At 46.3% G+C, this 12355-nt stretch carries 12 protein-coding genes; 10 read left to right on the forward strand and 2 right to left on the reverse strand.

Going from position 1 to position 12355, the window contains the following annotated elements:
* Nucleotides 1-6: 6 nt before the first annotated feature.
* From NBZ79_RS16910 to NBZ79_RS16925, 4 genes are read left to right on the forward strand one after another with little or no spacing between them, the layout of a single operon-like run.
* On the forward strand, nt 7-1296 hold the full coding sequence (locus NBZ79_RS16910) for an imelysin family protein (RefSeq protein ID WP_251933720.1): 1290 nt from the start codon (nt 7-9) through the stop codon (nt 1294-1296).
* Nucleotides 1280-2818, forward strand: coding sequence for a di-heme oxidoreductase family protein (locus NBZ79_RS16915; RefSeq protein ID WP_251933721.1), 1539 nt, complete (start codon nt 1280-1282; stop codon nt 2816-2818). The genes NBZ79_RS16910 and NBZ79_RS16915 overlap by 17 nt, the downstream gene beginning before the upstream one ends.
* Nucleotides 2819-3925 carry an imelysin family protein gene (locus NBZ79_RS16920; protein WP_251933723.1) on the forward strand — a complete coding sequence of 369 codons (1107 nt, stop codon included), beginning with the start codon at nt 2819-2821 and terminating at the stop codon, nt 3923-3925.
* A complete protein-coding gene (locus tag NBZ79_RS16925) occupies nt 3915-4994 on the forward strand; it encodes a DUF1513 domain-containing protein (protein ID WP_251933725.1) in 1080 nt (359 codons plus the stop codon). The genes NBZ79_RS16920 and NBZ79_RS16925 overlap by 11 nt, the downstream gene beginning before the upstream one ends.
* Here the strand turns inward: NBZ79_RS16925 and NBZ79_RS16930 are convergent.
* Nucleotides 4991-6163, reverse strand: a complete 1173-nt coding sequence (locus NBZ79_RS16930; RefSeq protein WP_251933727.1) for an MFS transporter — start codon at nt 6161-6163, stop codon at nt 4991-4993. The two genes, NBZ79_RS16925 and NBZ79_RS16930, sit on opposite strands and share 4 nt — an antisense overlap.
* A gap of 159 nt (nt 6164-6322) precedes the next feature.
* Between NBZ79_RS16930 and NBZ79_RS16935 the strand changes: the two genes are divergently transcribed.
* Together NBZ79_RS16935 and NBZ79_RS16940 are read left to right on the forward strand one after the other, a co-directional pair.
* Nucleotides 6323-7477 carry an Acg family FMN-binding oxidoreductase gene (locus NBZ79_RS16935; protein ID WP_251933729.1) on the forward strand — a complete coding sequence of 385 codons (1155 nt, stop codon included), beginning with the start codon at nt 6323-6325 and terminating at the stop codon, nt 7475-7477.
* A complete protein-coding gene (locus NBZ79_RS16940; protein WP_251933730.1) occupies nt 7474-7956 on the forward strand; it encodes a MarR family winged helix-turn-helix transcriptional regulator in 483 nt (160 codons plus the stop codon). Before NBZ79_RS16935 ends, NBZ79_RS16940 begins: the two co-directional genes overlap by 4 nt.
* A gap of 10 nt (nt 7957-7966) precedes the next feature.
* On the opposite strand, the gene NBZ79_RS16945 is transcribed toward NBZ79_RS16940, so the two are convergent.
* Complete coding sequence (locus NBZ79_RS16945) at nt 7967-8851, reverse strand: DMT family transporter (RefSeq protein ID WP_251933732.1); 885 nt, start codon at nt 8849-8851, stop codon at nt 7967-7969.
* Nucleotides 8852-9035: 184 nt separating this feature from the next.
* On the opposite strand from NBZ79_RS16945, the gene NBZ79_RS16950 reads away from it, so the two are divergent.
* From NBZ79_RS16950 to NBZ79_RS16965, 4 genes are all read left to right on the forward strand, one after another.
* On the forward strand, nt 9036-10067 hold the full coding sequence (locus NBZ79_RS16950) for a metal-dependent hydrolase (RefSeq protein WP_251933734.1): 1032 nt from the start codon (nt 9036-9038) through the stop codon (nt 10065-10067).
* Complete coding sequence (locus NBZ79_RS16955; RefSeq protein WP_251933736.1) at nt 10057-10521, forward strand: CYTH domain-containing protein; 465 nt, start codon at nt 10057-10059, stop codon at nt 10519-10521. The genes NBZ79_RS16950 and NBZ79_RS16955 overlap by 11 nt, the downstream gene beginning before the upstream one ends.
* 216 nt (nt 10522-10737) lie before the next feature.
* Nucleotides 10738-11436 (forward strand): HoxN/HupN/NixA family nickel/cobalt transporter, encoded by a 699-nt coding sequence (locus tag NBZ79_RS16960; protein ID WP_251933738.1) that lies wholly within the window; start codon nt 10738-10740, stop codon nt 11434-11436.
* A 15-nt stretch (nt 11437-11451) separates the two neighbouring features.
* A complete protein-coding gene (locus NBZ79_RS16965) occupies nt 11452-12351 on the forward strand; it encodes a DMT family transporter (RefSeq protein ID WP_251933748.1) in 900 nt (299 codons plus the stop codon).
* Nucleotides 12352-12355 lie beyond the last annotated feature (4 nt).

Below are 12355 nucleotides of genomic sequence, written 5' to 3' on the forward strand. Positions count from 1 at the left end.
GCAATAATGACTTACAAGAACTATTTTAAAACCCCGATTTGCGTGATGGCCGTTTCCAGCGCAATTCTTTGGTCAAGCAGTGTTCAGGCTGACACCGAAATTTCCAAAACCTCGGTTGTAACAACATATTCAGATATTGCTGAAGCAATATTTGAAGATTCTCTATCTTCAGCCCAGGCTTTATCAGTCGCAGTGCAAACTCTGATACAATCACCATCCAAGGCGTCACTGGACTTAGCACGCGCCGCTTGGATCGCCGCGCGGGTACCCTATCAGCAAAGCGAAACATATCGTTTTGGCAATGCCATGGTCGATGACTGGGAAGGTCGTGTAAACGCTTGGCCTCTGGATGAGGGTCTTATTGACTATGTAAGCAATTCCTATGGTGCTGTCTCAGATGAAAACGCTCTATACACAGTCAATGTTATCGCCAATAAATCTCTCACGGTAAATGGAAAGACCGTTGATGCTGCCGAAATAACCCCAGATCTATTGTCGACAACACTGCATGAGGCAGAAGGTGTTGAAGCGAATGTCGCGACAGGATATCACGCTATTGAATTCTTGCTGTGGGGGCAGGACCTAAACGGTACAAATGCTGGCGCCGGCAATCGGCCCTATACTGATTTTGACACACAGAATTGCACCGGCGGCAATTGTGATCGACGCTCACAATATCTTGCTTCGGCCACCAATCTGCTAATTACAGATCTGAAAGAAATGCTCGCACTTTGGCGAAAAGACGGCGCTGCCCGTACAGAACTCACGGACAATCTGTCACAAGGTGTCATTACCATTCTTACAGGCATGGGCTCGCTTTCTTATGGTGAATTAGCCGGTGAGCGCATGAAACTTGGCTTGCTACTCAAGGACCCGGAGGAAGAGCATGATTGTTTTTCCGACAATACGCATAATTCCCACTATTTTGACCAAATTGGAATCCGGAATGTCTATCTTGGTCACTATCGTCGTACCAACGGTGATATCGTAAGTGGTCCTTCAGTTTCAGATTTGGTTAAAAATACGGATCCAAATCTTGATGTAGAACTCAGAACCGATTTGGATACGACGGTTGCGGCAATGGCAGCCCTGAAGTCAAGAGCTGAAACTATTGAGGCATATGACCAGATGATTGGTGAGGATAACCCTACCGGCAACGCTGTTGTGCAAACAGCTATCGATAAACTCGTCGTTCAAACCCGCTCTATTGAACGGGCTGTGAAAGCCCTTGGTTACGACAGAATTGAGATCGAAGGATCCGATAGTTTGGACAATGTGAATGCTGTTTTCAAATAATCAAAAGCAAAAAAGAGCAATTGCTCTTTTAGTCGCAGGCGGATTTCTTACTCTCCCATCAATGGTGTTGGGAGAAGAAATCCGCCGTGATGATCTAACCGGTTCAGATCTTTCTCGTGTACGGGAAATCGTCAAACCCACGGCCAGTTTTGACAAAGCAGAGCGGTTCGAACGCATGTCTGCAGGGGCGGCAACGACAACAATTAATCCATCGAAAGACGCCTTTTCCCAGCATTTAAAAAACCTTGATTTCTCTGGCCAGGAACGATTTAAACTAGGGAATGGTTTGTTTCGCAAACTGTGGGTTTCCTCCCCGTCTTCGACACAAGCTTCAGACGGCTTGGGGCCCCTGTTTAATGCGCGGTCTTGCCAAAGGTGCCATCTAAAAGATGGGCGGGGACATCCTCCCCAACATTCGGCAGATACTGCGACTTCAATGTTCCTGCGACTTTCCATCCCACCCAGAAATACCGCTGAGAGACAAGCGATACTAAAGGGAGAACTGGACGTTATTACTGAGCCTACCTACGGAAAGCAATTACAGGATTTTTCGATTCCTGAACTTGCAGCTGAGGGGAGAATGGTTATCAGTTACGAGGAAATCGAGGCTTTCCTAAATGGAGGAGAACGAGTATCTCTTCGCAAGCCGTCTTATGATATTGCTGACCTGTCATACGGCCCATTAGCCGATGATGTCATGCTTTCACCTCGTGTTGCGCCTCAAATGATCGGACTGGGATTAATAGAAGCAATCCATCCAGCGGATATTATTGAAAATGCGAAAACACAGCAAAGATCAGATGATGCTGTTAAGGGCAAGGTAAGCTGGGTCGGCCCAAAATCAGAAGGCAAGCGAGCCATAGGGCGTTTCGGCTGGAAAGCGTCCACGCCAACCGTGCTTCAGCAATCAGCTGGCGCCTTTGAAGGCGATATAGGAATCTCCAATGACATCGCCCCCCGGCACTCGGGTGATTGTACTGAAAATCAACAAGCCTGTTTAACGCAAGCTACCGGCGTTCAAAAGAGATTGGGGGAGACAGAAGCCCCCTCTCCTGTTCTTGAACTTGTCACCTTTTATTCAAGAAATCTGGCAGTCCCCGCTCGTCGAAATATTAACAATCCCGAAGTTCTCAAAGGAAAAGAAATATTTTATAATATCGGATGCGTAACCTGCCACCGGCCGAAATATGTTACGAGCAGGGAAGGAGACCAAGAGGAGTTGAAGTTCCAACTCATTTGGCCCTACACGGACCTGCTTCTCCATGATATGGGAGCCGGGCTCGCGGACAACCGGCCGGTTGGAACAGCAACAGGCACCCAGTGGCGGACACCACCACTTTGGGGGATTGGCCTGACAAAGGAAGTCAGCGGCCATACCTATTTTCTTCATGATGGCCGCGCCCGAAATCTAACGGAAGCAATTTTATGGCATGGTGGTGAAGCAGAAGCTGCGCAACAAGCGTTCGTAAATCTGCCAAAGAATGAAAGACAGAATCTAATCAAGTTTCTGGAATCATTATAGATGATTATTCGATCTACATTGGGCGCTTTAGCTACAATCATCGGCTTTTCAGCAGGTTTATCCTCCGTTGCTCATGCCGACGACAATCAAGAAAGGCTGTTTACCGCAACAATTGAGCATTTTGTCAATGATTTTGCCATTCCAACTTATTTTGATTTTATGACGAGCACCATCAAGCTTGATCAAGCGGTTGATAATCTATGCGAAAAACCGACGGCTGCTACGCTTACTTCTGCCAAAGCGGCATTCCGCTCAACTGTGCTTAGCTGGTCAGCCGCAGAAGTAATCCGCTTTGGGCCAATCCGGCAGGAAAATCGACTGGAAAGAGTTTTTTACTGGCCAGATACCCGCTCACGCGGGCTTAAAAAAGTCCAATCAATATTGGCGGGAGGGAGTATACTTAAGGACACGAAATTGGAAAGCAAGTCGGTTGCCATTCAAGGGCTACCGGCTTTGGAATATTTGTTATTTGGCGCGAACAGCGAAGGATTGACCGACGCTGGAAGCAGCGCGGCTCGATGTAATTTCTCAAAAGCCATCACGAGCAATTTAATGGGTATATCACAAAGCTTGTATACGGAATGGGAGAGCCCAAATGGATACCAAGTTACCCTGACGTCACCAAAGACAACAAACGGCGTTTTTCGGTCAAATGGAGAAGTAATTCAGGAAATCCTGAAATCTGCTGCTGAGCTAATTGAACTGGTTTCAAAAGCAAAACTGCAATCACCACTTGGCAAATCGATGGAGGAGGTGAAACCGAAGCGCGCTGCATTTTGGCGATCGGAATTGACTCTCGAGAACATCCAGACAAACGTAGCCTCGGTCGTCAATTTACAAAATCTCGCAGAATTTGCTGAAATGCTACCGGCAAGTGAAAGAGGATACAGCACCAATTTGATTTTCGATGCCAAGCAGATAAATGCCGCGCTTAGCAAGCTTATCCAAAGCAAGGTCTCCTGGAATAGTATTACAATAGATGCAAAAATGAGGGAGTTACTGCTTTATATAGTCAGCCCTCTTCAAGGCATTAAAGATATTTTGTCGATATATTATCCTGAGATTTTGGGATTGCAACTGGGGTTTAATTCTCTCGATGGTGATTAACCGAAGGCAGTTTATTGCAATGTCCTTAGTTTCCGGCATTATTGAACCGCAGGCTGCAAACTCTCAATCAACATCTAGCGATTTTATATCCTGTTTAAAGGGGACGGATGGTTTCGCCGCAGCACGGTTGGATCATCAGGGCGCTATAAAACATCTTTTTCCCCTGCCCGCTAGAGGGCATGATATCGCGCTTTCTCCTCAGAAAAATAAAGCCGTGATTTTTTCTCGTCGTCCCGGCCGTATAGCCATCCTCCTGGATTTGACTGAAAACCGAATTGTCGCAAAGATATCATCGCATGAAAATCGCCATTTTTATGGCCATGGATTCTTTTCACCTGATGGAAATTTATTGTACGCTGCGGAGAATAATTTCGAATTTGAGCAGGGATGTATTGGTATTTATGACGCGCAGCAAAATTACCGCCGAATTGGCGAGTATGATTGCCATGGCATCGGTCCACATGAAACAGTACTTCTAGCAGACAAGAACACAATCGCCTGTGCTATTGGTGGTATTGCGACGCACCCAGAATACCCTAGGCAAAAACTCAATATAGCAAATATGGCACCATCCCTAAATTATCTCGATAGGGATACCGGAAGCCTTATCGAGAAAGTTCCAGTCCCTGCGAATATGCATAAACTGTCTCTTCGGCATATAGTGGAGGGGCCCGATAAGACGGTATGGTTCTGCGGACAATATGAAGGCCCAGCCTCGGATAAAGTTAGTATTGTCGGCTACCATATATCTGGGCAACCACTCAATTTTGTAGAATTGCCAAAAGCTCTAATTGCCCGCACGAAGCAGTATGCCGGCTCAATTGCAATTAATTCAGATTTGACACAAGTTGGAGTGACATTTCCGAGAGGAAATATTCTGGCGCTATTCAGCACAGAATCGAAACAACTCACAAAAATAGTCCATAGTCAGGACGTATGTGGAATAGCCGGCGTTGGACATAAATTCTTTGCGAGCAACGGTAAGGGTGAGTTTTTCGACTTGGAGGGCGTAACTTCAAAAAATCACGGAGTGTTATGGGACAACCACTTGCAAGTTATATCGAATTAATTCGGAATTTGCCGCTCATGCGCCCGAACTCTCCTTAGCAAAATACAGGCGAGTACTAACCCGATGGCCGACAATATGGCCATAAAATAAAAGCTGTAGGCCCCCTCAATCTGATAAAGCCAGCCAGCAGCTATTGTGAATATGCCAAAGAAAATACCCATCGCCAGAGTATCATAAAGTCCTTGCGCAGAAGCCGAAATCGACGGCGGTACGCGCTTTGCTATATACCCGATAAACGCCATATAGAGGAGAGTAAAAGTCAGCGCATGCAGTATTTGCGCGAGAACCAATATAATTGCTGAAGATGCCAGACCTAAGAGTATCCATCGCACAACGCCGCCAACTGCAGCAATAATAATCATCGGTATCGCACCATACCTTGAGATTAAACGGCCGGAAATTGCAAACATGCCGATTTCTGCTGCAACTCCAATAACCCAAAATACTGTTATTTCCGTATTGCTAAATCCTAACCGGTTCCAATGGATCGATCCAAATCCGTAAAGACCGGCATGAGTCGATAAAAGAAGCGCGACGGTAACAATAAATAGCGGAAAATTCGGAAGAGAAAGTGGTGCGAAAAATGAAACCTTACCTGGATCAGGTACTGTGTGAATTGCCGGCAATAAGATTGTAGCGACCAGCAAGAACACTGCGGTCAAGATCATCGCTATGTAGATTGCTTCAATGCCAAACACATCCGTCGTCCATCCGACCAGCAATGAAAAAGTGATAAAGCTCAATGAACCCCACAGCCTTGCCCGACCAAAATCTATGCCCAATGTTTGTTGAGCCCGTAAGGTAAGGCCATCCGAAAGTGGTATCGCAGAAGAAAGTGCGGCGCCAGCTGCTCCCCAGATGACGGCGTAAATGACCCAACCACTCACATAAGGTAGCAGGATCAAGCCACAGATAAGGATAACGGACAATGCTAACAAGATCGCTTTTCGGTTTCCCGTGCTGTCAGCCATCCAAGATGTTGCAGGAACAAATATAAGCTTGGCCCAATATGAAACCCCCATTACCAGACCGACATATTCCAAAGTTATGTGATGCTCCAGCCATCGTGGCCAAAGAGGCAGCGCAATTCCAAATACTGAGAAAAATGCGACATAATATAAGGAAAGTCTACTATAGGCAGACTGCTTGGAAATTACCGATTCTGGCATAGAAAAACCATTTGTTGGACAGGGGCAAATTCTAGTCAGTTCGAGGCACAGTTGAAAGAGCTAACTTCAAATATCAGGGTATGTGATCTCCATCACTTTATATTCCTAGGAATTTATATATTATATTCTTAGGAATATATAATTGACTGGAGAAAGAATATGAATAGACGCAGTTTTATCAGGACAATTGGCGGAAGTGGTTTGGTACTGGCAGCAGGCGGGTTTGGACTTACGGGCTGTGACCAAATGCCTGATAGTGCAATCGCGCCCTGGAAGGGTCCTGCGGCGGATCTCAGCGACAGAGAATGGATGCTAAGCTATGCAATGCTGGCACCAAATCCGCATAACATGCAGCCTTGGCTTGTCGATCTATCCAGGGAAAATGAAATTACACTGTTTGTAGATCCGACGCGGTTGTTACCGGAAACAGACCCATATGGCAGACAAATACTCATTGGTCAGGGCACATTTTTAGAACTTCTAAGTATCGCCGCGCGTCAAAAAAGCTATCGAGCGGACATCTCCATCTTTCCGCAAGGGGAACCCGCCGATGGGACACTTGATATTGCAAAAGCGCCAGTGGCTCAAATCAAGATTTTCAAAGAGGCCGCAATTGCGCCTGACCCTCTGTTCACCCAAATCACCAAACGGCGCTCGAATAAAGAAGGATATGAGGAGAAATATCTTTCGCACGAAGATCTTACCGCCTTATCCGCCCTGCCGCTTAATGGCGGTGAGCGAGTTGGATTCGCAACAACCTCAGACACCATTGTTCCACTTCGGGAATTCGCACGACAGGCTATTTTAACGGAAATGACCACCCCTCGTACCTTGCTTGAAAGCATCGAAAGAACACGGATTGGCGCGGAAGAGATAGCAAAAAACCCGGATGGTATCGATCTAAATGGTCCTCTTTTTTGGTGGCTTAAACGCCTCGACCTTATGACCCCGGAAAAAGCGATGACCCCCGGGACCATGGCATATCAAGGCGGCATCGACTACGCCATGGGCTGGGTTGAAGGAACATATAACATGGGCTGGCTGACGACAGCGGACAATAGTCGAACCGCAGAGGTTAACGTCGGTCGCACATATGTTCGGCTGAACCTTATGGCCACGGCGACAGGTGTTGCCATGCACCCTGTTAGTCAGGTTCTCCAGGAGTATCCAGAAATGCAGGACATCCAAACCGCGTTCCTAGAACATTTGCAGATAAGTGGCCAAGAAACCGTCCAAATGTTTTATCGTTTAGGTTATCAGGAGCCCGTTTCCCCCTCCCCACGCAGAAAATTGCCTGATATAGTTATGGGATGAACGAGATAAAGAAAAAGCCTTCAAATGATCAGAAAGCGGATATCCCTTCCACGGACTTCCGGATTATCAACTGGATCGGCATCATTCAGCAGTTGACGGAAACCAAAATGCGTCAACTGCTAGAGGATACTGACGTGCCACCACCGCAGTTTATTCTGCTGAACCACTTTAGCCATCGGCCAGATGAAGGCAAAACGGTATCGGGCATAGCAGCGGCCATGCAACAACCGCAGCCAGGTATCACAAAAACAATTGCAAAAATGCTGTCGAAGGATTTTCTGCGTACGGAGGAAAACCCGAAAGATGGCCGCTCCAAAACACTGTTTTTAACTGAAACGGGCAAGGCGGCTCACTTTGAGGCCAAAAACCGACTTGAGCATGGCATGCAAAATACGTTTGACGGATGGCATGAATGGGAAAAACGGGATTTTTTCGGATTTTTGGATCGGTTGAAGATTTTCCTGGATGATAATCGCTAGATTACCTCTCTCAAAATTCGGGCTCTTGACTTAAAATCTTGTTCTTTCCGGCATTTCTCATATTGATGATGGCAACACCAACCAAGGTAATTGATGCACCCAAAACGAATTTTACAGAAATTGGTTCGGAAAAGAATATCACGCCAAATACCACACCAAAAATCGGCGCGAGCAATCCGAACGGCGTCAGCACAGCAATCGGGTAGCGCTGCAATAGATAATACCAGCTACCATGTGAAATAATGGTGGTTATGACGACGATAAAGGCGATGGCACCAGCAGCTTCCCAATCTGTCGCCAAAATTGAAGCCCATTGACCTGTTTCTGTTCCCAATGACAATAAAAGTAAAGGCGGCCCGGATATTGTGGCAATCCAAGCCTGCATATTCATCGTGCCAACATTCTTTATCTGTCGCATCAGGACAAGACCGACAGACATAAACAAAGCGGCAATAGTCACGAGGATTACCCCTTCGATCTGGCTAAATATGACCGGGTCAAACCCAAGTACCATAACGCCGGTAAAAGCCAAAACAATTCCTAGAATACGACGCCAGCCAATAGTTTCTTTCAAAAAGATAACTGCGAGCAATAGAGAAAACGGGGCAATCATTTGACTGGCAATCGCAACAGCCGTAACACCACCCGCGGCCTCAATTCCGAGATACATGAAACTAAAGTGGAAAATTCCAACTGTGACGGCAATCCAGAGAACCGATTTCATGCTTCCTTTTACAACCCGCAGGAATGGAAGCAAAAGGCCAGCAACAAGCAAAAATCGTAAAGACGTAAAAAATAAAGGAGAGTAATGATCCAATCCTATTTTCGATGCAACAAAGGTAAGTCCCCATATAACACTGATCGCAAGGGCAAGCGCGATATGAGGTAATGTCATTTAGATACTTTCGTTAATCAGGTGGATGGCGCAATTTGGCAGGTCATTCGTTTTTTGTTGGCCGAAACAGCGTCCACACCCTATTTGTAGGATTGCGGGAAACATACTGGTACATTGTTATCTCAGGTTCCCAGCCAAAATTCAATTCTGTTGTGAACGCGAATGCAGCAAAAGAAAGTAGTTCATGGATTCAGTTACGCAGTTCGTTCTTGGCGCAAGTATTTCTGGCGCCCTTTTGGGCCCGCGAATTGGCGCAAAATCGCTCCTTATTGGCGGGCTTGTCGCCACATTACCTGATCTCGACAGCTTTATTCCTTTAGGGAATGCCATTGATGATATGACACATCATCGAGGGTTTAGCCATTCCATTCTAGTCCAGACAGCTTTTACACCGGTCATTGCTTTTATCATCGGCAAAATTGCTCCCTCGACATGGATACACAAGAAGATGCTCTTCTTCACAGTGTGGCTGACATTGATAACTCATAGTTTACTCGATTCACTGACAACCTATGGCACGCAAATTTTATGGCCCTTGAATGCCGGACCTCCCATTGCACATCCGTCGATTTTTATCATTGATCCGGTTTACACTCTTCTATTGCTCGCTGGTGTTCTAACGATGTTTTTCGCTCGAAAAACCAGCGGTGGCGGATTTAGAGTAAACCAAATTTTGCTGGCCGCTAGCAGCGCTTATCTGGCGATTGGCTTTGCTGGTAACGCGGTTGTGGCATCACGGGCTGCAGCCGATCCTGTATTCCAGAATATGCGCATTCATGTTCAACCCACACCCTTTAATATTTTACTCTGGCAGGTGTCAGGAATTTCCGATGATAGGTTTTCCACAGGTCTTGTAAGTTTAATCGGTAATTGTGGCGTTGAAAATGTCATCTCAACGTCTCGTCAAAAATCTGCAACTCGAATGTTAAATGTCCCAGCTTCCGTCAAAAGGTTAGAGTGGTTTACAGATGGATTTTACACTTATGCGGAACAAGACGGAAAACTGAGTATCACTGACCTCAGGATTGGCCTCTATCCAAGCTTTCCGTTTTCATTCGAATTTGCGCAGGAGAAAAACGGACTAATGGTTGCAAAGCCGCCGGAAAAGATAGCTTTATCATATCAAGATAGAGCGTCAGACATTTTCGGACTGATGGGAGACAAACTGACAGGTTGCTCAACCGTTATCGAAAAGGATACTGCAGATGGAAATTGAGCGTAAATTTTTCGTCAAAAACGACTCCTGGAAATCGAAAACACTGTCATCAACCGAAATTACTCAATTTTATCTAACGGGCCAAGGTCAATTCCCCTCTGTTCGCCTCCGAATAGCAGGCGACAAGGGTTTTCTGACCATTAAATATGCGTCCGTTTCCGACAAAATTCTCGCACGCGACGAATATGAGTACGCTGTACCTGTACAGGATGTTGAAGCACAAATAGATCACGCGACCGGATCCATTATTCAAAAGACGAGATATATCGTACAGGGGGCAGATGAAAGGATTTGGGAGATTGATGTATTCCATAACCCTTCCAATATTCCTGTCATCGCTGAAATTGAACTGGCATCACTTGATGCGCAGGTCTCTCTGCCTGACTGGGTTGGAAAAGAGGTCACGTCGGACCATACATACAGTAACCTGGCAATGTCCTTCCGCTCAAAATAGAAATTTCCAAGAGCAATTTTGACGTCCGCACGGCCCCTTCATCATGTCATTTGACTCAATCCGGCTGGCATTTCGAAAATTAGTGGCAGTTATCGAAAATACTGCTGGCGGGTGCCGGACGGTGATCTATACTAATCAATACATCACCAGCAGATATACAAGCATCCTCTACAATGAACCTACCTCGCTTGCGAGTGTAAAAATACGGACTATTCGATGATTTCAATTCTAGCGATCGGCTTTCTCATCGGCCTACAACATGCATTGGAGGCAGATCATGTCGCCGCTGTTGCAAGTATGGCGTCTCGCAATCAGTCCATGATCCGAACAATCCGACGAGGGGCGCTTTGGGGTGTCGGACACACGGTTGCGTTACTCGCGGTTGGCTTGATCATTATATTAATGGACAAAGCGGTTCCAAATACGCTGGCTCATTGGCTGGAGTTTGCTGTTGGAGTTATGCTTGTTCTTCTGGGTGCCGATGTTATTCGGCGCCTAATAAAGGAACGCGTTCATTTTCACCTTCATCAGCATGAAGATTCTGAAGTTCACATACATGCACATTCCCATCGCGGAGAAGGTGCTCATCAACAATCTTCCCATCACCATAATCATGAGCAAAACTTTTCCACTCGGGTATTCGCCGTCGGTATTATGCATGGCTTGGCAGGATCTGCAGCATTGATCCTTTTGATCGCCGGAACGATAGAAAGCCCGATCATTGGATTGTTATATATTGCATTATTTGGCTTTGGATCGATTGTTGGCATGGCGACACTTTCATTCGTAATCGCCATTCCTCTACGTTATTCCGCACATGCCATGACCTGGGCTTACAATGGGTTGCAAATGACAATTGGCATCGCAACTATGGGTCTAGGTACCTACACAATGTACTCGCTTGGTATTGCATAGGAAGAATACAATGTGATGAGTACCGCGCCTTCCCCGTCTCTCTATTTACGACATTTGGCATTGCTCGTATCCGTCGTGATGCTCGGACTTTCTTTTGTTGGTGTGCGCTCAATTATGATGACAAATGAAAGCCCAGCGACGCTGGGTTTCATAAGATATGGATTTGCCGTACTTCTCCTACTTCCTTTTTTGTGGCGATTGAAACCACCGAAACTTCCGCCGCAAATAATTCTGATCGTAATTCTCCTGGGGTTCTTGCAATTCGGACTGTTTCATATTTTTGTCAATACGGCATTACAGGATATTTCGGCTTCTCGCGGAGCCGTCATATTCGCGCTTATACCCATCGTGACCATGTTGATCGCAACGGTTTCCGGGCGGGACACGCTCAGTATACTCAAAGTATTCGCGGCTCTTCTCTCTTTTGCCGGTGTATCGCTTGCCATCGGTGAGAAAGCTTTTGAGGAAGGAGAGTCAGGCGGAAGCTGGCTTGGCGAAATCTTGTTCTTTCTCGCCATTTGCTGCGGCGCCACTTACAATGCGTTCTCTGCCCGCCTCCTCAGGAATTATCCTGTTCTTCTATTAACCGTGATCGGTATGACGGCGGGTAGCGCATTGGTTTTTCCCTTTGCGCTATATGAGGGATTTCCGAATAACATATTTGCTTACTCGACTCATGATTGGCTGTGGCTTCTGTATCTAGCTGGTCCCGCAGCAGCATTTAGTTTGTTTCTTTTTAACTGGGGTCTTGAAATGCTCTCCCCCAGTCAAGCCGCAATTTACGTGCCCATTGCACCCGTTATGGCGGCAGCTTTCAGTGCCATTATCTTAGATGAAAATCTTTCAAGCCTGTTTCTGGTTGGCCTAGCCTGCGCCATTGCTGGACCAGTTCTTATGTACTGGCGTAAGACCTAAATAT

The sequence above is a fragment of the Sneathiella marina genome (assembly GCF_023746535.1).
In the GTDB taxonomy this organism is placed as follows: Bacteria; Pseudomonadota; Alphaproteobacteria; order Sneathiellales; family Sneathiellaceae; genus Sneathiella; species Sneathiella marina.

Coding starts and splice junctions, on each gene's coding strand:
- NBZ79_RS16910 (WP_251933720.1), top strand. CDS start 7: ATGACTTACAAGAACTATTTTAAAACCCCGATTTGCGTGATGGCCGTT.
- NBZ79_RS16915 (WP_251933721.1), top strand. CDS start 1,280: ATGCTGTTTTCAAATAATCAAAAGCAAAAAAGAGCAATTGCTCTTTTA.
- NBZ79_RS16920 (WP_251933723.1), top strand. CDS start 2,819: ATGATTATTCGATCTACATTGGGCGCTTTAGCTACAATCATCGGCTTT.
- NBZ79_RS16925 (WP_251933725.1), top strand. CDS start 3,915: ATGGTGATTAACCGAAGGCAGTTTATTGCAATGTCCTTAGTTTCCGGC.
- NBZ79_RS16930 (WP_251933727.1), bottom strand. CDS start 6,163: ATGCCAGAATCGGTAATTTCCAAGCAGTCTGCCTATAGTAGACTTTCC.
- NBZ79_RS16935 (WP_251933729.1), top strand. CDS start 6,323: ATGAATAGACGCAGTTTTATCAGGACAATTGGCGGAAGTGGTTTGGTA.
- NBZ79_RS16940 (WP_251933730.1), top strand. CDS start 7,474: ATGAACGAGATAAAGAAAAAGCCTTCAAATGATCAGAAAGCGGATATC.
- NBZ79_RS16945 (WP_251933732.1), bottom strand. CDS start 8,851: ATGACATTACCTCATATCGCGCTTGCCCTTGCGATCAGTGTTATATGG.
- NBZ79_RS16950 (WP_251933734.1), top strand. CDS start 9,036: ATGGATTCAGTTACGCAGTTCGTTCTTGGCGCAAGTATTTCTGGCGCC.
- NBZ79_RS16955 (WP_251933736.1), top strand. CDS start 10,057: ATGGAAATTGAGCGTAAATTTTTCGTCAAAAACGACTCCTGGAAATCG.
- NBZ79_RS16960 (WP_251933738.1), top strand. CDS start 10,738: ATGATTTCAATTCTAGCGATCGGCTTTCTCATCGGCCTACAACATGCA.
- NBZ79_RS16965 (WP_251933748.1), top strand. CDS start 11,452: ATGAGTACCGCGCCTTCCCCGTCTCTCTATTTACGACATTTGGCATTG.